The sequence below is a fragment of the Thermomonas sp. XSG genome (genome assembly GCF_014678725.1).
Lineage (GTDB): Bacteria > Pseudomonadota > Gammaproteobacteria > Xanthomonadales > Xanthomonadaceae > Thermomonas.
Map to the genome: position 1 here is coordinate 259,207 of NZ_CP061497.1, position 18,992 is coordinate 278,198.

20 protein-coding genes and 1 riboswitch are annotated in these 18,992 nt (G+C 69.0%); of the genes, 8 read left to right on the forward strand and 12 right to left on the reverse strand.

Translation table 11 applies throughout. The features are described 5' to 3' along the window. Positions 1-7: 7 nt before the first annotated feature. Positions 8-280: a hypothetical protein gene (locus tag ICG51_RS01210; RefSeq protein ID WP_190281175.1), complete on the reverse strand. Its 273-nt coding sequence runs from the start codon at positions 278-280 to the stop codon at positions 8-10. Positions 281-702: 422 nt separating this feature from the next. On the opposite strand from ICG51_RS01210, the gene ICG51_RS01215 reads away from it, so the two are divergent. After that, positions 703-936 (forward strand): hypothetical protein, encoded by a 234-nt coding sequence (locus ICG51_RS01215; RefSeq protein ID WP_223809484.1) that lies wholly within the window; start codon positions 703-705, stop codon positions 934-936. 14 nt (positions 937-950) lie between these two features. After that, positions 951-1,151 carry a hypothetical protein gene (locus ICG51_RS01220; RefSeq protein WP_190281177.1) on the forward strand — a complete coding sequence of 67 codons (201 nt, stop codon included), beginning with the start codon at positions 951-953 and terminating at the stop codon, positions 1,149-1,151. An 18-nt stretch (positions 1,152-1,169) separates the two neighbouring features. Here the strand turns inward: ICG51_RS01220 and ICG51_RS01225 are convergent, their stop codons facing one another. The 3 genes from ICG51_RS01225 to ICG51_RS01235 all read right to left on the reverse strand — a co-directional run bounded on the left by ICG51_RS01225 (position 1,170) and on the right by ICG51_RS01235 (position 5,512). Then, positions 1,170-1,712 (reverse strand): hypothetical protein, encoded by a 543-nt coding sequence (locus ICG51_RS01225; RefSeq protein WP_190281178.1) that lies wholly within the window; start codon positions 1,710-1,712, stop codon positions 1,170-1,172. A gap of 119 nt (positions 1,713-1,831) precedes the next feature. Then, complete coding sequence (locus tag ICG51_RS01230; RefSeq protein WP_190281179.1) at positions 1,832-3,073, reverse strand: MFS transporter; 1,242 nt, start codon at positions 3,071-3,073, stop codon at positions 1,832-1,834. A gap of 363 nt (positions 3,074-3,436) precedes the next feature. After that, a complete protein-coding gene (locus ICG51_RS01235) occupies positions 3,437-5,512 on the reverse strand; it encodes a GGDEF domain-containing protein (protein WP_190281180.1) in 2,076 nt (691 codons plus the stop codon). 156 nt (positions 5,513-5,668) lie between these two features. Here ICG51_RS01235 and ICG51_RS01240 point away from each other — a divergent pair, with 156 nt between their 5' ends. From ICG51_RS01240 to ICG51_RS01255, 4 genes are all read left to right on the forward strand, one after another. Then, the gene (locus ICG51_RS01240; RefSeq protein ID WP_190281181.1) at positions 5,669-7,066 is read left to right on the forward strand and encodes a GGDEF domain-containing protein; all 1,398 of its coding nucleotides are present in this window, start codon (positions 5,669-5,671) and stop codon (positions 7,064-7,066) included. Between the two features lie 98 nt (positions 7,067-7,164). Continuing rightward, on the forward strand, positions 7,165-8,409 hold the full coding sequence (locus ICG51_RS01245; RefSeq protein WP_190281182.1) for an efflux RND transporter periplasmic adaptor subunit: 1,245 nt from the start codon (positions 7,165-7,167) through the stop codon (positions 8,407-8,409). A 3-nt stretch (positions 8,410-8,412) separates the two neighbouring features. Further along, positions 8,413-9,615 (forward strand): FtsX-like permease family protein, encoded by a 1,203-nt coding sequence (locus ICG51_RS01250; protein ID WP_190281183.1) that lies wholly within the window; start codon positions 8,413-8,415, stop codon positions 9,613-9,615. Next, complete coding sequence (locus ICG51_RS01255; protein ID WP_190281184.1) at positions 9,608-10,333, forward strand: ABC transporter ATP-binding protein; 726 nt, start codon at positions 9,608-9,610, stop codon at positions 10,331-10,333. The genes ICG51_RS01250 and ICG51_RS01255 overlap by 8 nt, the downstream gene beginning before the upstream one ends. Here the strand turns inward: ICG51_RS01255 and ICG51_RS01260 are convergent. The 3 genes from ICG51_RS01260 to ICG51_RS01270 all read right to left on the reverse strand — a co-directional run bounded on the left by ICG51_RS01260 (position 10,330) and on the right by ICG51_RS01270 (position 13,160). After that, positions 10,330-10,908: a TMEM165/GDT1 family protein gene (locus ICG51_RS01260; protein ID WP_190281185.1), complete on the reverse strand. Its 579-nt coding sequence runs from the start codon at positions 10,906-10,908 to the stop codon at positions 10,330-10,332. The genes ICG51_RS01255 and ICG51_RS01260 overlap by 4 nt on opposite strands. A 5-nt stretch (positions 10,909-10,913) precedes the next feature. Next, positions 10,914-11,086: riboswitch (yybP-ykoY riboswitch) on the reverse strand. Between the two features lie 103 nt (positions 11,087-11,189). After that, positions 11,190-11,918, reverse strand: a complete 729-nt coding sequence (locus ICG51_RS01265; protein WP_190281186.1) for a hypothetical protein — start codon at positions 11,916-11,918, stop codon at positions 11,190-11,192. A gap of 132 nt (positions 11,919-12,050) precedes the next feature. Further along, positions 12,051-13,160, reverse strand: a complete 1,110-nt coding sequence (locus tag ICG51_RS01270) for an FUSC family protein (protein ID WP_190281187.1) — start codon at positions 13,158-13,160, stop codon at positions 12,051-12,053. A 293-nt stretch (positions 13,161-13,453) separates the two neighbouring features. On the opposite strand from ICG51_RS01270, the gene ICG51_RS01275 reads away from it, so the two are divergent. Further along, positions 13,454-13,933 (forward strand): VOC family protein, encoded by a 480-nt coding sequence (locus tag ICG51_RS01275; RefSeq protein WP_190281188.1) that lies wholly within the window; start codon positions 13,454-13,456, stop codon positions 13,931-13,933. A 59-nt stretch (positions 13,934-13,992) separates the two neighbouring features. Here ICG51_RS01275 and ICG51_RS01280 read toward each other — a convergent pair whose 3' ends face one another. The 4 genes from ICG51_RS01280 to ICG51_RS01295 all read right to left on the reverse strand — a co-directional run bounded on the left by ICG51_RS01280 (position 13,993) and on the right by ICG51_RS01295 (position 16,781). After that, positions 13,993-14,823, reverse strand: a complete 831-nt coding sequence (locus ICG51_RS01280; protein WP_190282300.1) for an alpha/beta hydrolase-fold protein — start codon at positions 14,821-14,823, stop codon at positions 13,993-13,995. Positions 14,824-14,904: 81 nt separating this feature from the next. Continuing rightward, positions 14,905-15,270: a DUF6164 family protein gene (locus ICG51_RS01285; protein ID WP_190281189.1), complete on the reverse strand. Its 366-nt coding sequence runs from the start codon at positions 15,268-15,270 to the stop codon at positions 14,905-14,907. A 73-nt stretch (positions 15,271-15,343) separates the two neighbouring features. Then, on the reverse strand, positions 15,344-16,243 hold the full coding sequence (locus ICG51_RS01290; protein ID WP_190281190.1) for an amidohydrolase family protein: 900 nt from the start codon (positions 16,241-16,243) through the stop codon (positions 15,344-15,346). Between the two features lie 106 nt (positions 16,244-16,349). After that, positions 16,350-16,781 (reverse strand): DUF4920 domain-containing protein, encoded by a 432-nt coding sequence (locus tag ICG51_RS01295; protein ID WP_190281191.1) that lies wholly within the window; start codon positions 16,779-16,781, stop codon positions 16,350-16,352. Between the two features lie 143 nt (positions 16,782-16,924). Between ICG51_RS01295 and ICG51_RS01300 the strand changes: the two genes are divergently transcribed. Beyond that, on the forward strand, positions 16,925-17,833 hold the full coding sequence (locus ICG51_RS01300) for an SDR family oxidoreductase (RefSeq protein ID WP_223809485.1): 909 nt from the start codon (positions 16,925-16,927) through the stop codon (positions 17,831-17,833). Between the two features lie 87 nt (positions 17,834-17,920). On the opposite strand, the gene ICG51_RS01305 is transcribed toward ICG51_RS01300, so the two are convergent. Continuing rightward, entirely contained in the window at positions 17,921-18,967 is a 1,047-nt protein-coding gene (locus tag ICG51_RS01305; RefSeq protein WP_190281192.1) for a YihY/virulence factor BrkB family protein, read from the reverse strand. Positions 18,968-18,992: the final 25 nt, after the last annotated feature.

Sequence of the window (18,992 nt, forward strand, 5' to 3'; positions counted from 1 at the left end):
GCCGCGCTCAGACGTGGAGCGCGGTCAGCGATGCGTGCAGGTGGGCGGTTTCCAGCATGTGGCGAAGCCGCGCCTCGACCACCCGCAGGTCGCCCAGCTGCTGCGGCGCATACAGGGTGTAGATCGGCCGGTTGCGTTGGCCCTCGGCGGGCTCCTTCCGGCTCACGCCGATATCACCCGTTCCGCTGGCCTGCGACCACAACCGGCGCAATGCGTGTGGCCCGATGCTTTCGTCCTTCCCGAGCGTGAAGGTGAACATTGCGATCTGATGGCTTGACATGCGGACACTCCTTGCGGTTCTGGAGTATGCGCTTTCCGGCAGGCCCGGCCCGGCGCATCTTCACGCAGGATTTCCGGCCACGCATGGCGGTCCCTGCCACATTGGAGTAGGATGGCGCAAGGCCCCCGCGCCATCGCGCGTTCGTCCGACGCCAGCGCGTCGCGCGTCTCGCTCCCTTCCACACGTCCTGCAATGCTTGCGGGGCGGCTTTCGATTGCCCCTGCGGGCGCCCGCTGCGATCAACGCCGCGCGGCTCCGCAAATCCTGCGCAGATCCGCGCGTCAAGCCTGCTTGCCGCCGCGAGGGGCACACCTCCAACACGTCGCGAGCACTTGCCCGCGCCGTCCGTTCACGCCATCAAGCCACAGGAGGCCCGCATGCCACGCCCCAGGAAAGCAACCGAAACCCAACCGCAGCAATCGTTGCCCCCGACCAAGACCAGCCACCTGTTCCAGGGGCGCAAGCCGGCGGAGCGCGGCGGCGTGCTCACCCGCGAGCGCATCGCCGAACACATGGACGCCTTCCGCAAGGCCGGCGGCACCATCGAGGTGCTGGGCACCACCCGCGCCCTGCAACGCATCGGTCTGCCCGCAGAGGCCCAACCCGCACCGCAGATCGCCCCCGCTGCCGGGCGTACGCGCAAAACCACCCGCTGACCCAGGAGTTTCCGTTGGCAAAGCCAAACTATGCGTTCGAAAAGCGCCAGCGCGAGCTGGCCAAGAAGAAGAAGCAGGACGAAAAGGACGCCCGCAAGCGCGAAGCCCGCGCCGCAGAGGCGGGGCCTGAATCCGCAGCGGAGCCTGCCCCGTCAGCGACAGCGGCACCAGCCCAGCCCGGCCCGCGCGTGCATCTGCGCAAGTCTGCCGAGTGAACTGGCGCCAGGCCGGGGTCAGCGTGCCGCGTAGCGGAACAGCGCCCCGGCCAGCAGCCACGGCATCGCGAAACAGGCCGTCAGCGCCAATTCGCGTTCATTGAAACCGCCAACGGCCAGCGCGATGCCCACGGCGGCCAGTTGCGCCAGCGCAGCAGCAAACATCGCATTCGCCATGCCTGCAGCACGAAAGCGCGCCAGCAAGCTGCCCAGCCCGGCGATGCCCAGCACGCCTGCAAACATCAGGTTGGCGATATTGCCTTCGCTGCCCAGCATGCCCACCGCCAAGTTGACCCAGATGGTCAGGAATCCGGCCAGCACCGCGATGCCGAAGCCGGCGCGATAGGCCGGCGGCCCGCCCAGCCGGGCGCCGAATTCGTAGAGGCCGCAGACTGCGGTCAGCAGCACGCCCATCACCGCGAAATCCAGCGCCGTCCAGTCCACCCCGGCCTGCGGATACAGCCGCATCGCCAGCGCCGGCAACAGTAGCAGGCAGGCCGCGCCACCCCAGACGAAAGGGCGCAAGCTGTTGCTGCGCGTGGCGCCGTTTTTTCCGGTCATCGTGGTTCCTTTCATCGCCCCTGCTCCCGCATTGCGAGTGGATAGTGACGGAGAGCATCCCTTCTATGGATGGTCGCGGCATGGTGCCCCGGTGAAGCCGATGCGAAGTGCCTTCCGGGTCAACCGGCGTCGTCTTCCAGCATGCGTTCGCGGCAGGCCTGCCAGCTGCCCGCCACCATCACCAGCGCGCAGAGCCCCAGGAACGCGAACGGCAGCCCCCAACCACCGCTGCGGTCGTGCAGGAGGCCGAACAGGATCGGCCCCGCGCAGCTGAGGGTGTAGCCCACGCCCTGCATGAAGCCGGACAGCTTGGCCGAACCGGCCGGCGTACGCGTTCGCAGGTTGATCAGAGTCAGCGAAAGCGGAAAGGTGCTCGGCCCGATGCCCAGCAGCACCACCCACAACACCGGCGCGGCCATCGGCGCCAGCAGCAGGCCGGGAAAAGCGAGCGCATAGGCCAGCGCGCAGGCCAGCACCAGCGGGAACGGGTTGCGCATCCGCACGGCCACCGCCGGCATGGTGAGCGCGCTTCCAAGCCCCAGCGCCGCGAACAGTGCGACCATCGTGCCGCCGAATGCCGGGCTGGCACCGGCTTCGGTCATCAGCTTTGGCAGCCAGGTGAACATCGAATAGGTGATCAGCGAGGTCATGCCGAACATCAACGCCATGCCCCAGGCCAGCGGCGAACGCCACGGCCGCAGGTGCAGGTCGGGCCGCGCCAGTTCGGGCGCAGCGTCCCCTGCCTGCACCGCGCGGTCGTGCAGCGGCGCCAGCACCGGATCGCCGTGGCGCTCGCGCCAGAGCACGCCAAGCCAGACCAGTCCCGCGGCGACCGCCGGCAGTGTCCACACGCCCATCGACACGCGCCAGCCTGCCGCATCGGCCAGCGGCACGGCCAGCAGCGCCGGCGCAATGGTGCCTACCTGCAGCAGGGTCAGGTACAGCGTGCTGACCGTGCCCACCCGCTGCGGGAAATAGCGCTTCACCAGCGGCGGCAGCACCACGTTGCCCATGCCCATGCCGGCCAGCGCGACCACGCAGCCGGCGGCCAGCGCCAACGCCCCGCCCGCGAACGCACGCGAAGCCAGCCCGGCTGCAGCCAGCGCCATCGACAGCAGCGCGGCCTGTTCCAGGCCGATGCGGTGGGCGATGCGCGGGGTGGCCACGCCGAACACCGCGAAGGCGGCGGTCGGCAGCATGCCGAACAGCCCGACCACGGCAGGCCCGAAACCGAAACGGGTGCCGAGCAGGTCCAGCAGCGGCGTCAGCGACGTGACCGCGGTGCGCAGATTGAGGGCGGACAACAGGATGCCGGCGAGCACCAGCGCGCGGCCGGTCCACGGGGAGGCGGAGGAAGGCATGTCGGAATTATCGCAGACGCAGCCGCGCACCCCGCCCTGGCTACGCGCCGCAATGCACCCATAATCGGCGTTCCCTCAGGCGCCCTGCATGATCCAATCCTGCACGCTGCTCCAGCTCCCTGCGGCCGCACGGCATGGCCTCGAGCTGCGTACCGACGTGAGCAAAACGCAGCTGCCCCGGTCGACCCCCCGGGGATCCGCGCACAGGGGATTCCAGCTGCGTGCGGTAGAGGCCGGCGTCTTCGGGAACGTCGCGGCCATGGCCGGCGGCGAAATCCGCCTCAAGAGGAGTGGTGCTCATGCGGGCATGGCAGGTCCAACGCATGACGCACCGGATGCACGAGACGACGGAGGGCCGGACGATCAGTATCCTGTTGACGCCGCGACCACTCCCGGCCCAAGGACCCTGGCCAGTGCCACCTGGCCCGCCGCTTCCGCAGCCGCCAGATCGGCGGCCGCCGCGACCAGCCCGCCGGACACCCGCTCTTCCACGCAGACCGCCCGATTGCGGCCTTCCCGCTTGGCCACGTACAACGCGGCGTCCGCCACATGCACCGCGTCCTGCCAGTGCGCCATCGCGGCGGCCGGCAGGGTGGCGACACCGGCGGAGACGGTAACCGGAAGGGTACGATCGTCGACCGCCACCGGATGGCTGGCCACCGCCTGCAGCACTCTCTCGACCAGCGTGGCCGCGCCGCCAGCGTCCGTTCCGGGCAGGACCAGCACGAACTCCTCGCCGCCCCAGCGCACCACCGCATCCTGCTGCCGCACCAGCGCTCGAAGGCGGGCGGAGACCGCGACCAGCACGGTATCGCCGGCCGGATGGCCGAACAGGTCGTTGACCTGCTTGAAATGATCGAGGTCGAGCATGACGATGCTGACGAACGGCTGGCGCCGACGCTGGTTCGCCGGATCCTCCCCCACCGGCCCGCCATGCGCCATCAGCGCCTCGAAGTGGCGGCGGTTGTAGCTGCCGGTCAGCGGGTCGCGGGTGGACTGTTCGGCCAGCGCCGCGTTGGTGCGGCGGAGGGAGCGGTTGATGCGCCGTGCCCGCCGCAGCCACTGGCCCAGCAGGACCGCCGCCAGTGCCATGGCGACGGCCAGCGCACCCCACATCCATCGCTGCGCAGAACGCGCCTGCATCAACGCCTGCTGGCGTGCATTTTCGCTCGACAGCCGGGTGATCTCGCGCTGGTTGCGCTCCGATGCGAACTGCTCCTGCAGTGCGAGCACCTCGCGGGTACGCGCCTGGTCGACCAGCGATTTCTCGTAGCCAGATACTTCATGCAGGGCGGCCACCGCCTCGCGCCAGCGTCCGGCGCCTTCCAGCACGGCGATCAGTTCCTGCTGCATCCCCACGACGTGTTCGCGGTTGTCCATCCGCTTGGCGATCGCAATCGCCTCGCGGATCCGGGCCAACCCCTCGTCCACCCGCCCCAGCCGCGCCGTGGCGATCCCGACATTGGTCAGCGCGATCGCCAGGCTGCGCTGCTCGTCCAGCCGCCGCGCCAGCGCTTCGGCGCGACGGGCGTAATCAAGTGCGCGCTGGGGGTCGCCGCGGTACAGGAAGTAGTCGGCGAGGTTCGACTGGGTGAGCATCTCCACTTCGGACAGCGCGGGATTGCCGCGTGCCATCTCCAACGCGGCCATGAGCGCGTCGCGCTGGGCTTCGCGCGCGCCCTGCAGCGACTGCACGTGACCAAGATTCAGGTAGGCGTAGGCCAGCTGGTAGCGATGGCCGATCCGCTTTGCCAGCGCAATCGCCTCGTCGATCTGGGACTGCGCGCGGGCGAAGTCGCCCAGGCTGGCATTGTCCAGCGCCAAGGTCACCAGCAACTCCACCCGCGCCGCATCATTGCCAGCGGCTTCCGCGGCGCGCAGTCCCGCCACCGCATCGGCCACCGACCGGGCGAATTCCCCCGCCAATCGGTAGGAACGGGCGCGGACCGCGCGGAAGTGGACAACCAGATCCGCGGGAGGGGCGCTGCCCATGATCGCCTCGGCCTCGTCCAGCAGCTGCAGCGAGGGTGCCGCGCCCTTGCGGGTCAATTCCCATTGGCTTTGCAGCACCTTGGCCTGCGCGGTGCACGGACCACAGCGCTGCTCCTGGCCGAGCGCGGTCAGCGCCGCCCGCGCGGCCTCCAGTTTCCCCGCGTCGTCGGCCGCCGCAGCGAGGATGCCCAGTGCGGCGTGGTATCGGCGCCGCGCCTCCACCGGCGCGGCGGCACCGGGACGATCGGGAGCAGCCTCAAGACGCCGAATCACCGCCAGGGGGTCGACATAACCGCGGGTGCGCAGGTCGGCCAGGATGTCTTCGACACGGTCATACGCCTGCTGCGTCCGGGATCCGGCCTGAGGCACCGGATGCAACTGGGTCTGCGACCAGACTGATCCAGCGGCCAGTAGCATCACCCCCAGCACCACCCGAAGCCTCGCCAACCATACGGTTTCCCTGACCACACCTGCTCCCCGCTGATGACCGACCGCCGGCGCTTGCGCGCGCATTGTTGGTCGAATCCTACCCGCATCGCAGCAGGCGCGGGCCGCAGGGGAGTCGTTTCGCCTTCCGCCCTGGATTCTGCCAACATCCGGCCAATGAGCGCGCCGCCGAAGTCCAATGCCAAAGCACAAGTCGCCGCCGCGAACGCGATGACGAAACTCGCGCCGATCGCTGCCTGGACGATGCTGGTCGTGGCGTCACTCGTCCTGCTCGGCTGGTGCTTGCAGATCCCGGCGCTGACCCGGCTGATGACGATCGCCCCGAGCATGAAGGCCCCCACCGCGATCGCCTTCATAGCGAGCGGCCTCGCCCTGCTCGGGTGCGCCCGGGTCGGGCGCGGCGGCCTTGCGTGCGTTCTGCCGAATCTGCTGGTGCTGCTGATCGGCAGCCTTTCGATACTGGAGCACACCAGCGGCGCAACCCTCTTCATCGACCAGCTGTTCGCCGATCCCGAAGCCCTCGCCCGGGGTAATCCGCCCGGGCGGATGCCACAGATGACCGCAATCGGCCTCGTGTTGCTGGCTGCACAAGGATTGCTGGTCAGCCAACAGCGGGCGCCACGCCTGTGCCACCTGCTGGCCGGCGTGCTGCTGTCGCTGGGTGCATTCGCCCTGACCTTGGCGGGTTACAGCTACCAAATGGGGGTCATCCAGATGCTGCCGGTGTCGCCGCCAACCGCCATCCTGTTCCTCCTGGCGACCCTGGGCTGGCTGGTCCTGCAGCAACCCATGGGCATCATGCGGGTGGCTTTTGCGGACAGCCCCGGGACCGTGCTGCTGAAGAGGGCCGGCATACCGGCGCTGCTGATGCCGCCGGTGCTGGCAATCGCCATCCGCGCAGCAGAGCACCTGCTGGACTGGACCCATACGGAGGTGGTCGCCGCCGTCGGCTACCTCAGTGGCGTGGGCGCCTGCGCGATGGTCGTCGGCATGGCCTGGCTGCTGCACCACCTCGATGAGCAGCAACAGAAGGCGCGCCGCTTCCACGATGCGGCCTATACCGACGCGCTGACCGGGGTGACCAACCGCCGTGGCTTCGACGAGGCCATCGAGCATCTGCTGCAGGGACATCGCGGGACCGACCACGGGTTCACCATGCTGATGCTCGACCTGGACCACTTCAAGAATTTCAACGATGACTTCGGCCATCTCGCTGGCGACGAGGCATTGCAGATCACCGGCCAGATCCTGCTCGAGTCCCTGCGCCCGCAGGACATCGCAGCGCGGTTTGGCGGCGAGGAATTTGCCGTGATTCTTCCTGGGACGGAAATGGCCGGCGGGCGGCGGGCGGCTCAGCGGCTGCTGCAGGCCTTCCGGACTCATGATTGGCCGTATCGCAAGGTCACCGTGAGCATCGGCATCGCCAATTCCCATCCAGACGACACCGCTGCCACGCTGATCGCGCGTGCCGACGAAGCGCTGTATGCAGCCAAGTCGGGCGGTCGCGATCGGGCCTGCGAGGCCGCCGTCGGTCCGCCCGCATCCGGGCTTTAAGGGCTGGCGGGCATGATGGCATGCGGCGCATCCGGATCGGATCTCCGTCGCGTAACAACCCGCTGTGCCAGAACATCACCTCCCAACAGAACCCCACCATGCCCGCCGCCAAGCACCGCAAACGATGGCTCGCCGCCCTGCTTCTCGCCTGCGTGGTGGGCGCTGCCGCACTCGGCATAGCCGTCCTGCGCGGACCGCTGCTGCCCGGCTACGAAGTGCAGGCGGGGCCCTTGGTGCAGAACGTGGTGGCCACCGGCCGGGTGGCCGCCGCGTCGCGGGTGCAGGTTGGCCCGGAAATCACCGGACTCGTGTTGGAGCGCCGGGTGATGGACGGCGACCGGGTGGCACCGGGCGACGTGCTGGTGGTGCTGCGCGCACGTGATCTGGAAGCCCGCCGCGACCAAGCCCGCGCCGCGCTGGCCGCGCTGCGCCAGGCGGAACGTCCCGACGCCGAGGCACGGCTGCGCCAGGCCCGGGCGCAGCTCGCGCAGGCCGAACGCGACCACGCGCGCCGCCGCGAACTGGGCGCGCGCCAGCTGGTGGCGCGCGAGAGCGTGGAGCAGGCCGCGCAGGCCGTGGTGGCCGCGCGCGCCGCGGCCGAGCAGGCACGGCTGGCGGTGGACGCCCTGGCCGGCGGCGGCGCCCGCGAGGCGCAGGTTCGCGAGGAACTTGCGGCCGCCGAGGCCGCCTTGGCGCGCGCGGTGATCCGCGCCAGCGTCGCCGGGACCGTGCTGACCCGAGGCGTGGAACCCGGCGACACCGTGCGCCCAGGCGACGTGCTGCTGGAGATCGCTGCCGACGCGCCGGGCGAGATCCTGCTGCCGGTGGACGAAAAGAACATCGCGCGCCTGCGCGTGGGCCAGCGCGCCACCTGCATCGCCGATGCGTTTCCGGGGCGAGCGTTTGCCGCCACCGTGCACCACATCGCGCCGGCCGTCGATCCGGCACGTGGCACCGTGGACGTGCGCCTGCGCATCGACCCGAAGGCCGGCTTCGTCCGCCAGGACATGACCGTCACCGCCACCCTGCTGACCGGCGAGCGCGAGCGCGCGCTGGCGGTGCCCAACGATGCGCTGCTCGACGCCCGCGACGGCAGTGATCGCGCTACGGTCCTCCTCGTGCGCGACGGCCGAGTGCGCCGCACCGCCGTGACGCTGGGCCTGCGCGCGCTGGCGATGAGCGAAGTGGTGGCGGGCCTGCGCGCCGGCGACCGCGTGCTTGCCGCCAGCGCGCTGGCCGCCGAGGCGCTACCGGCCGACGGCGACCGCGTGCGCATCGAGGGCCAGCCCCTGCCCACCGGCGATTCCGCCACCCGCCGCGAGCTGCCGGTGAAGTTCAACTGATCGATGTGGATCGAAACCACCATCGCCATGCGGTTCCTGCGCCAGGGGCGCGGGCAGTCGCTGCTGATCCTGTTCGGCATCGCCGTCGGGGTGTCGGTGATCGTGTTCGTCACCGCGCTGATTTCCGGGCTGCAGGCCAACATCATCGAGCGCACGCTGGGCACGCAGGCGCATATCCGGGTGGAAGCGCCGGATGAAGTGAACCGCATTGCGCCCGCTCCAGCGGGCACGCTGCAGCTGGTGCTGGAAGATCCCCGCGCGCAGGTGCTGCGCACCATCGTCAATTGGCCGCAAGTGCGCGACGTGCTGGACCGCATGCCCGGCATCACGGCGGTGTCGCCGGTGGTGTCCGGCCCGGCATTCGGGCGGCGGGGCGCGGCGGTGGAATCCGTCGCGCTGGTTGGCGTGGACCTGCCCCGCTACCTGCGGGTGATCCCGCTGGACCGCAACATGGTGGACGGCCGGCTGGACCTGGCCTCCGGCAATGCCGTGATCGGCCGCCAGCTGGCGAAGGACCTGGGCCTGCGCACCGGCGGCAAGCTGCGCATCGACGCCGGCAAGGGCCGCGAGGCCATCGTCAACGTTGCCGGCATATTCGAGCTGGGCGTGCGCGATCTCGACGCGCGCTACGTCTATCTCGACCTCAAGCAGGCGCAGTCGCTGCTGGCCCTGCCCGGCGGGGTCACCGTCATCGACGTCACTGTAGCCGACCTGTTCGGCGCCGACCGCAGCGCCGCACGCATCCGCGGGCTGACCGGCCTCAAGGCCGAGAGCTGGATGGAGACCAATGCCCAGCTGATGAACGCGCTGAGCTCGCAGAGCATGTCCACCCGGATGATCAGCGTGTTCGTGGCGATGTCGGTGGCGCTGGGCATCGCCAGCGTGCTGGCGGTCAGCGTGACCCAGCGCACCCGCGAGATCGGCATCCTGCGCGCGATGGGCACGCGGCGTGGGCAGATGCTGCGCGTGTTCCTGGTGCAGGGCGCGGTGCTGGGGCTGGTCGGCTCCCTGATCGGCGCGCTGGCGGGCCTGGGGCTGGTCGGTGCGTTCAACAGCTTCGGCCCGAAGCTGTTCTACATCCCGCTGCCGCCGGCGCTGATCCCGGCGGCCATGGCGCTGGCCACGGTGGCCGGCGTGGTGGCCGCGGCTGTGCCCGCGTCGCGCGCGGCCAAGCTGGACCCGGTGGAGGCCATCCGCCATGCCTGACCGGCGCGAGGTGCTGCGGCTGGAAGGGCTGCGCAAGTCCTACAACATCGGCCAGCCCAACGAAGTCGAGGTGCTGCACGGCCTCGACCTGCGCGTGGACAGCGCCGACTTCGCCGCGCTGGTGGGGCCCTCGGGCTCGGGCAAGAGCACGCTGCTCAACCAGATCGGCCTGCTGGATTCGCCCACTGCCGGGGAGCTCTACCTGCTCGGCCAGCCCACCCGCACGATGGACGACGAGGCGCGTACCGCCGCGCGAGGCAAGCACATCGGCTTCGTGTTCCAGTTCCACCACCTGATCGGCGCGTTCACCGCGCTGGAAAACGTGCTGATGCCGCTGATGGTGGCGCACGGCAAGCCCGACCGCGAAGCGCTGGATCGCGCCCGCGGGCTGCTGGCCGACGTGGGGCTGGAAAATCTGGCCGACCGCAAGCCCGACCAGCTTTCCGGCGGCCAGCAGCAGCGCGTGGCGATCGCCCGCGCACTGGTCACGCGGCCGGCCCTGCTGCTGGCGGATGAGCCCACCGGCAACCTCGACACCAAGACCGCCGCCGACGTGTTCGCCCTGCTGCGCCGCTTCAACGAACAGTTCGGCTGCGCCGTGCTGGTGGTCACCCACGATCCGCGCCTGGCCGAATCCTGCGACCGCACCATCACCCTGGTGGACGGGCGCATCGATGGCGACATGGCGGGCGGTGGGGCGGCGGGCGCCAGGGGCTAGAACCCGAGCCCCGAGCCGGCGCCGAGCAAGGTGGCAACCCCGAGCAGCGCGAAGATGCCGGCGGCGATCGAATGCACCAGCTTCATCGGGATGCGGTTGGCCAGCTTGTCGCCGATGAACACCGCCGGCACGTCCGCGATCAGCATGCCGAGCGTGGTGCCGATGACGACCAGCAGCGGCGTCGCGTAATGGGCGGCCATCGCGACGGTGGCGATCTGCGTCTTGTCGCCCATCTCGGCCAGGAAGAAGGTCACCAGCGTGGCGCCGAACACGCCGAATTTGCCGGCGATCCGGGTTTCCTCTTCCTCGATCTTGTCCGGAATCAAGGTCCAGATCGCCATGCCGATGAACGACAGGCCCAGCACCCAGCGCAGCACCTCGGGCGTCAGCGTCGCGGTGATCCACGCCCCCAGCGCACCCGCGAGGCCGTGGTTGACGATGGTCGCCGCGAGGATGCCAAGGATGATCGGCACCGGCTTCTTGAAGCGCGCGGCGAGAATGAAGGCGAGCAGCTGTGTCTTGTCGCCGATCTCGGCGAGCGCGACGACCCCGGTGGAGACGAGGAGTGATTCCATGGACTTTCCAGGGCCGGGCAACGGACACATGACCACGGCGCATCCCCGGCCATCTCGGAAGCGCAGTGGTCAAAGGTCTTGCCAAGCATGGGAACCGCCCGCGCCATGGCCTGTGGGCCAAGTGTGTTGACGTGGGCCTCTTCGCGACGAAGAGCGGCTACTCCCCAATGACCCGGGCATTTTACATGGCTTGGCCGCCGGCCAGCCAGAGCAGAGCAGAGCAGAGCAGAGCAGAGCAGGATGATCCTTGCACCCGCCCCCGTGACGCAGCCAAGCGGGCCCTATTCCCCGAGCGCGGGATCCAGCAGCAGCAATGCAGCAGCCGCGGCTGCGAAGTACACCCGCTGCTCGGGGTCGATGGCATTCGCCAGGTGCACGCGGCCAGCATTGACCACGTCGACCACCGCCAGCGTCTGTCCGCCGCTGGCGATGCGGTAGCCAGTGGGAATACCCGATCGCCATTTCGCACCTTGGTAGTGGGACAGGCTTTCGATCGCGTAACTCCCCCACGGCGCGTCCAGGGTGCCAGCCACTCCCAGCCCATCGGGTTGCAGCGTCATGCCCTGCACCGGCATGCCTTCCAGCTTCAGGCCACAGACCATCAGCTCCCCGTCCAGCGCGGTCAGGTCGACCTCCACCCGCCGTACCGCGGAGCCGGCGCCCGCCCATGTCGTGCGGGTCAGGCACTGCACCTCCACCGGCGGCTGGTCACGCGCCACCAGGGTGAAGGCATGGCGCTGGCTGGTCCGACGCACCGCGACGCTACCGAACGGGATCGACCAGGAGAATGTCGCGCCTTCGCGCATCTCCAGCGCGCTGTACGGACCGATGCGGATGGGCTCGTTGAACCGGCGCGGCGAATGCCCCGTCACCGCAAGGGCGGTGGCCTGCGCCGCGAAGCCGTCCGGCAGGCGCGCCTGCAAGGTGCCGCAGCCAGCCGTCAGCACGGCGCCGGCGAGCAGAATCCCAGTGGCGGCCCCCCGCTTGGCGGGGGAAAAGGTTGCGGGCATGCGGCGCTCCAGTGCGGGACGGACGGAGCCTAGCCCGCTACGGGAATGAATCCGCATGCCATTGGTGTGAGCAATCGCGTCCGTTCAGCCCGCGGCAGGCCTGGAGGCCGCCGCCACGGCGGCGGGCGGACATCAGCGCTCCGGGCGCAGGCGTCGCGGCACCAGCGCGCGCAATGGCCGCGCAACCCACCCGCGCAGTTTAGGGCTGTGCAGCCATACGCCCGCGAGCAGGCCGACAAGGCAGCCCAACACGGTATCCGTGAAGCGCGCGCGGACCAGCGCCCCCACCGCGACATGGCGGTCCAGCGTCGCCGCCTCGGCCAGCAGGATGGTCAGCGGCGTGATGAACACCACCGCCAGCCCGTAGTGGCGCACCACCAGCCATTCCACCAGAACAGTCAGCGCCATCACCGCGCCGGCGATACGCCAGGGATCCAGCGGCGAGGACAGCAGCGCAAACGCAACCAGCAGACCCACCGCGGTCCCCGCCACGCGCTGCAGCTGCCGGTTCCAGACCCCGCGCAGGGACACTCCCTGCACCACCGCCAGGCAGCTCACCGGCACCCAGTAGGGCCGCGGCAAGCGCAGCAGTTCCGCCAGCAGCAGCGAGATGCCGACGGCTGCCGCAATCACCACCGCGTCCACCACCACGAAGTCGAAGCTTGCCGGACGTCGCTCAGGCACCGGCGATGCAGGCCAGCGCGCCAGCATCGCCAACGAGTACGCGAACGCGATCAGGGTTGCGAGCAGCACCCCCAGGAACAGCGCGCCCAGCTGCGCAGTCAGCAGCGTCGCAGCCATCGGCGTATACGCACCGATCGCGGCCGCCATGACGAAGAACAGCGGACCCGGCGGGGCCAGCCGGTAATAGCGGGCAACCATCGTCACCAACAGGGCGACCAACGCCAGCAGCGGCACCCGCATCGCCGCCAGGCCCGAGGCCTGCACGCCAAGGCCGAGGGTGTAACAGGCCGTGAGCGCGAAACCACAGGCCATCAGCGTGACCATGCGGTGGTGCATCGGGGTCTCGGGCAGATACAGGAACACCAGCCCACCGAGCGATCCGGCCAGCCCGGCACCGACGTTTCCCAGCGCCACCCCGGCCAGCAGCGGCAGGCCGCTGGCCAGTGCGGCGGCGAGCGGCATCGGCCAGCGCCGGCGCGTGGCCTGGAGCGTCGCATGCTGCCGCCATTCCGCGTGCAGCAGGCGGCGCAGCGCATGCAGGTGTGTGCGCGGACTCATGCCGTGACTGTCCGCGCGGACCGCACTGGACCTGTTTCTGCTGCTGGGGATTGCATGGCCGGCGGGTGGTTGCGGAATCAACCATCGAGGCTAAGTCCCCGCCCTGCAAGCAGCAAGTCTCGCCGGGTCCCGACCGACGTCCTCTTGCGATGCACCTGCTGTCAGGCCGGTTCCCGCCGCAAGCAGGCGCCGCGGCCGACACGCGTCGCGATCCGAGACATGCCCGTGGCATCACTGTCGAAATCCGGCCCCGCCGTTCGTCGTACCAGCACATACACCGGAGGGCAATTGCCATGATCCCGAAAAACACCATCTGCCTGTGGTACGACGGCGAAGCACTGGAAGCCGCCACGTTCTACGCCGCCACCTTCCCCGACAGCGCCGTGGGGCGGGTGATGCGCGCACCGGCGGACTTTCCCTCGGGCCGGCAGGGCGACATCCTCACCGTGGAGTTCAGCGTGCTCGGCATTCCCTGCGTGGGCCTCAACGGCGGGCCGGCTTTCAGGCACAACGAAGCCTTCTCGTTCCAGGTCGCCACCGACGACCAGGCGGAAACCGACCGCTACTGGGACGCCATCGTCGGCAACGGCGGCGAGGAAAGCGCCTGCGGCTGGTGCCGGGACCGCTGGGGCGTGTCGTGGCAGATCTCGCCGCGCGTCCTGCTGGAGGCCATCGCCGATCCCGATCCGGCCGCGGCCAGGCGCGCATTCGAAGCGATGATGACGATGCACAGGATCGACATCGCCGCGATCGAAGCGGCGCTGCGCCGCTGATCGGAGAATGTCCTGCCAGTCCCATACCGCCGCATGCAACAAACACCTGAGTGAGGTGCTTATTCCGGAGGGTACATGGCCGGCAAAACTTCAGGGGCTAGTGCGCGATAAATCGTCTGGTGGCTCAGATCGGTGCGAGCCTGTACCTGCCACTTCAGTCCCGATAGTGCTGCGGCTCGGAGTGAACGCTCAAGCACCTGCACTTCCCGACCGATCATTTCCGGTTCCGCCCACCCCACGTAGAGCCGGGCTTGAATATCCGAATGCGCATCCAGCCATGCTGACGTATCGGCCGCCAGCCTTCCACCGTCCCACCACAGACTCGGGTCAAGCGCGATGAACGTGTCGAACAGCCCCGGCGATTGAAACAGCGTTTCAACGACGAATAGTCCTGCAAGCGATTCACCAATGATTCCGCGCTGTCCATTGGTGGGATACGAAGCCTCGACGAACGGGATCAGCTCGCGCGCGATGAAGCCTCGAAACTGCGCAGAGCCGCCGATCACCGCCGCAATTTCGCGATCTGCGGCCACGGATGTCGGGCCGGTCATGTCCCGTCGCCGCAGAGTGTTCTCGATTCCAACCAGGATCACCGGCGCCATCCGTCCTTCCCGGATGGCGGTGTCAACGGCGGTAGCCACATGCGGAAAGTCCTCCGCCACCCCGCCATCAGGCATATAGATCACGGGATAGCGTCGACCAGCCTGCTGGGGCGGCAAGTACACATTGATCTGCCGGACTTCTCCCAAGACCGTGGAGTCAAGGGCAAAAGAAGCATGCGGTGGTGCCGTCTCGATCACAGACCTTCCCGCGCATGCCCCCAGCACCAACATAGTCAAAAGCGCGGTGACCCAGCGCTTTCCTGCCCAACCAGCAAGTTGCATGAACATCTCCTTCACTTTGGAGCCGAATCGTACGGCACGGCAACTTGTTGATTCGCGTGCAGGCCGACACGACTGCCATGGTCGGCCTCAGCCGCGCAGCAGTATCATCGGCAGGGCGAACAAGGCCAGGGTGAACAGGATGCCGATGACGACCAGCGCCACGCGTCCCGGCTCTGCGCGCACGACCGACCAGAACGTCTCCACGGTGCCCTCGCGCTCGGCAGCCTCGCGCTCGGCGCGGGCGCGCTGCTGGCGCTCCTGCTGGTAGGTGGCCAGCAATTGCTTCGCTGCCGCGAACCCGGCCTCATCGCGCAGCCAGATCCCGCCGAAGGAAATCCCCCAGCGGCTGGGCCTGGTTTCGTAGTACCTGACCCCGTGCTGGTCGAGCAGCGCACGTACTTCGTCAGCCTCGTCGTCAGGCACGTTGCGCAGATTCATCAGCAGTTTCGCCATGCCGCGAGGATAGCAGCCGCGCCCGCGGCCCAGCGCGGGCGCGTACCTCCACGCAATGCCGACAGCGCGCGATCTACCTGTCGATACGCAGGAACCGCGCCGCGTTGTCATGGAAGATCGCGCGCTTCTGCGCCGGGCTCAGGAATGGGGCACTGTCGACGCCCTCCACCGCCTGCGTGATCGCTTCCGGCCAGACCATCTGGTCGGAGCCGAACATCAGCCGGTCGCCCATCCCGGCGGTCACCAGCGCCTGCAGGTAATCGTGGAATTCCTGCCGCGGGATGATCCAGTTGATCACCGACAGGTCCGCGTGCACCTGCGGGTACATGTAGAGGATGGCCTTGGTTTCCTGCAGGTAGGGCCAGCCGGCATGCATCAGCCACACCCGCAGTTTGGGATGGCGCTTGAGCATCGGCTCCAACCGCATCGGGTTGCCGAGGTCGACGCTGAAGCCCGGGCAGCAGCCATACGGCGTGCCCGGCGGCGCCAGGCCGGTGTGGATGCCAACAGGGATGTCGAGTTCTTCGGCCAGCGCGAGGTAGGGTTCGAACCACACATCGCTGGGGTTCAGCCCGTGGTACTGCGCCCCGATCTCCCCCATCACCTTCAACTCGCCATTGGTGAACGCCTTGCGCAACACCTCGACCGGCGGCAGGGGCGTGCGCCCGTCGTCGAGGAACGCGCCGGCCCAGATGGTGTTGTCGCCCCCCGCGCGCCGCATGCTGGCCATGGCCGCATCGGAGCCGCTGACCAGCCCCAGCACGATGCCGTGCTGGCGCATCCGCTCCAGGGTCAGGCGCTCGCGCTCGGCATCGGAATTGGCCGTGGTCGGCTTGCCGGTGGCCGGATTGGGCGCGCCGGGCGCCGCCGGCCCGACGTGCAGATGAACATCGATGATCGGCCCCGAGTACGACTGGGCGAACACGGGACCGCAGGCCAGAGCCAGCAGCAGGATCAAGCCGGGAGGACGCATCTTGTCTCGCTCCTTCGCAGGGACTCCCGACAGGCAACGCGAAGTCCGACGGCAGGTGGCCACGCCCTCCGCCATGCGCGTACCGGAGGCGCCATCCCGACCCCGACTACGGCACGCCGACCAGCCGGACGCCGTCCGCGACGATGCGGTACTCGACCGGATCGACCGCCAGGCCCTTGCCGCCGTCCTCGGCAAAATGTTTGACCTGCTCCGGGCTCAGCTGTTTGCGCGCCAACACGCCGTGGACCACCGCGCTACCACTGGCATCCTTGGGCAGGAAGAAATCGTCGTTGCCGAACATCACCCGCGCCGTCTGGCCCTCGTGCTCAAGCACCATCCAGCAGCCCTTGGCCTGGCAGACCTCGGTGATCCGGCCACTGAATCGGCCGGGCTTGCCGGCATGGGTATCGAACGCGGCGACGGCCTGCGACACCGGTACCGCCACGCCGTCGGCGAAGGGCTTTCCATAGGTGGAAAGGCTGCCGGCGTGCGCGAACAACGCGGCGGTGGAGAGCAGGCAGGTGGTGAGCAGGCGCATGGCGGGTACCGTGTCGGCGGCGGAATGGGCTGTCGACCATAGCGGAACCGCCGCCTGCCAACCACCGGCAATGCTGGCGGCAACGCGACCTTCCGTCATCCCGTTGTGCCATGCTGGCCGAGGTACCCATCGGAGCGCCCGACATGGCCAGCAAGAAAGCGGTTTCCCCCGCCAACAACTCCGCGGACGAAAAGGCGGCCAGCGCGGCCGCCATGGCGGCTTCAGCCGGCAAACCCCGCCCCGCGGCACGCGCGAAGATCGCGCACACACCGCACCGCTTCGACGGCAAGGTGGTGGTCACCACCGGCGCCGCCGCGGGCCTGGGCCGCGCCACCGTGCTGCGGCTGGCGCTTGAAGGCGCCACGCAGGTGCTGGTGGACCTGAAGAAGGACGGACTGAAGCGGGTACAGAAGGAAATCGAGGCGCTCAACCCACGGGCGAAGACGCTGCTGGTGACCGCCGACGTGTCCAACCCGGACGACGTCCACGCCTACGTGAAGAAGACGATGAAGGCGTTTGGTCGCATCGACGGCTTCTTCAACAACGCGGGCATCGAGGGGCGGCAGAACCTGACCGAGGATTTCGGCGGCAAGGAGTTCGACCGCGTCATCGGCGTGAACCTCAACGGCGTGTTCTATGGCATGGCCGAAGTGCTGAAGGTGATGCACCAGCAAGGCAGCGGCAGCATCGTCAACTCCGCGTCGGTGGGCGGCATCCGCGGGGTCGGCAACCAGTCCGGCTACTCCGCCTCCAAGCACGGCGTGGTGGGCCTGACCCGCAACTCGGCGGTGGAGTACGGGCAGTACGGCATCACCATCAACGCGATCGCGCCGGGCGCGATCATGACCGATATGGTCGAGAATTCTCTGCGGCAGATGGCCGGCGATGACTGGGAAGCCGCCGGCAAGCAGTTCGTGAGCGTCAACCCGATGCAGCGCTTCGGCCGGCCGGAGGAAGTGGCGGCGGTGGTGGCGTTCCTGCTGTCCGGCGAAGCCAGCTTCGTCAACGGGCTGGTGGTCACCATCGACGGCGGCCAGTCCTACAAGTATTGAGCAACAGCCCGGCTCGGCGGGTGTCGCCAGCGACACCCGCCAGCACGAGGTCCGCATCCGCGCACCACCGACACCGCACCGGTGGTCTTAGCCTGCTGCGGCCGCCGTGCCGCCACCCCGCTTCTTCACCGCGCGCGCCTTCGTCCTGGCCTTCGCCCGCTCGTCCACCACCGCGGTGAACAGCGCGCCGACGAAGATGATCAGCGCCGCGTAGTAGATCCACACCAACGCCAGCACCAGCGTGCCCATCGCGCCATAGGCCGAGCCCGGATCCGCACGCCCGAGGTACCAGCCGATCGCCGCACGCCCGAACAGGAACATCGCCGCCGTCGCGGCACCTCCCCCGATGGCGCGTTTCCAGCCAACCCGGCGATCCGGCAGGTAGTGGTACATCAGCGCAAACGCGAGCATGTACACCAGCCACGCCGCCACCTGCGCCATCAGCGGCAACACCCAGTCCACCCGCGCGAACATCAGTTCCAACGCCGTGTTGAGGGTCAGCGACACCACCAGCAGGAAGCCCAGCGCCAGCACCAGCCCCAGCGAGAACACCCGCTTGCGCAGCCACGCCAGCGGCCCGGGTAGCGCAGTCGCATCGGTCCGGAACACCTTGTTGAGCACGTCCTGGAGCTGGGCAAATACCGCGGTGGCGCCAACGAACAACAGGCCCAGGCTCCACCAGCCGGCAATCGATCCCGTATCCGGGCGATCGCGCGCGTTGTCGACGATGGTGCGCGCCACCCGCTCCGCGTCCGTGCCCACCAGCAAAGCGATCTGCTGCATCACGGCCTCCTGCGCGATCGGCAGGATCGACGTGGTGAACCACACCAGGATCAGCAGCAGCGGCGCCAGTGACAGAATGGCGTACAACGCCAGCGCCGCTGACTGCGACATCAGGTCGGCATCGATGAAGCGGCGCAGCAACGCCACCGGCAAGCTGCCGCGCGCCTTGCGGATGAACGCCTCTACCGCGGGCCGGCGGGTCGACACGCCACTGCGCGCGCGCGAAGCGGTGGGCTGGGTGGGGTCCAGCTTCTCCGCCACCTTGCCGGGCTTCGCGGCCTTGGCGAGCTTGCTGGCCCCACGCCTGGCTGGCGAGATTGCGGATTTCGGGTGGGTGCGTCGCTTCGGCATGCGCGGTCCGTGGCAGGAACACCCG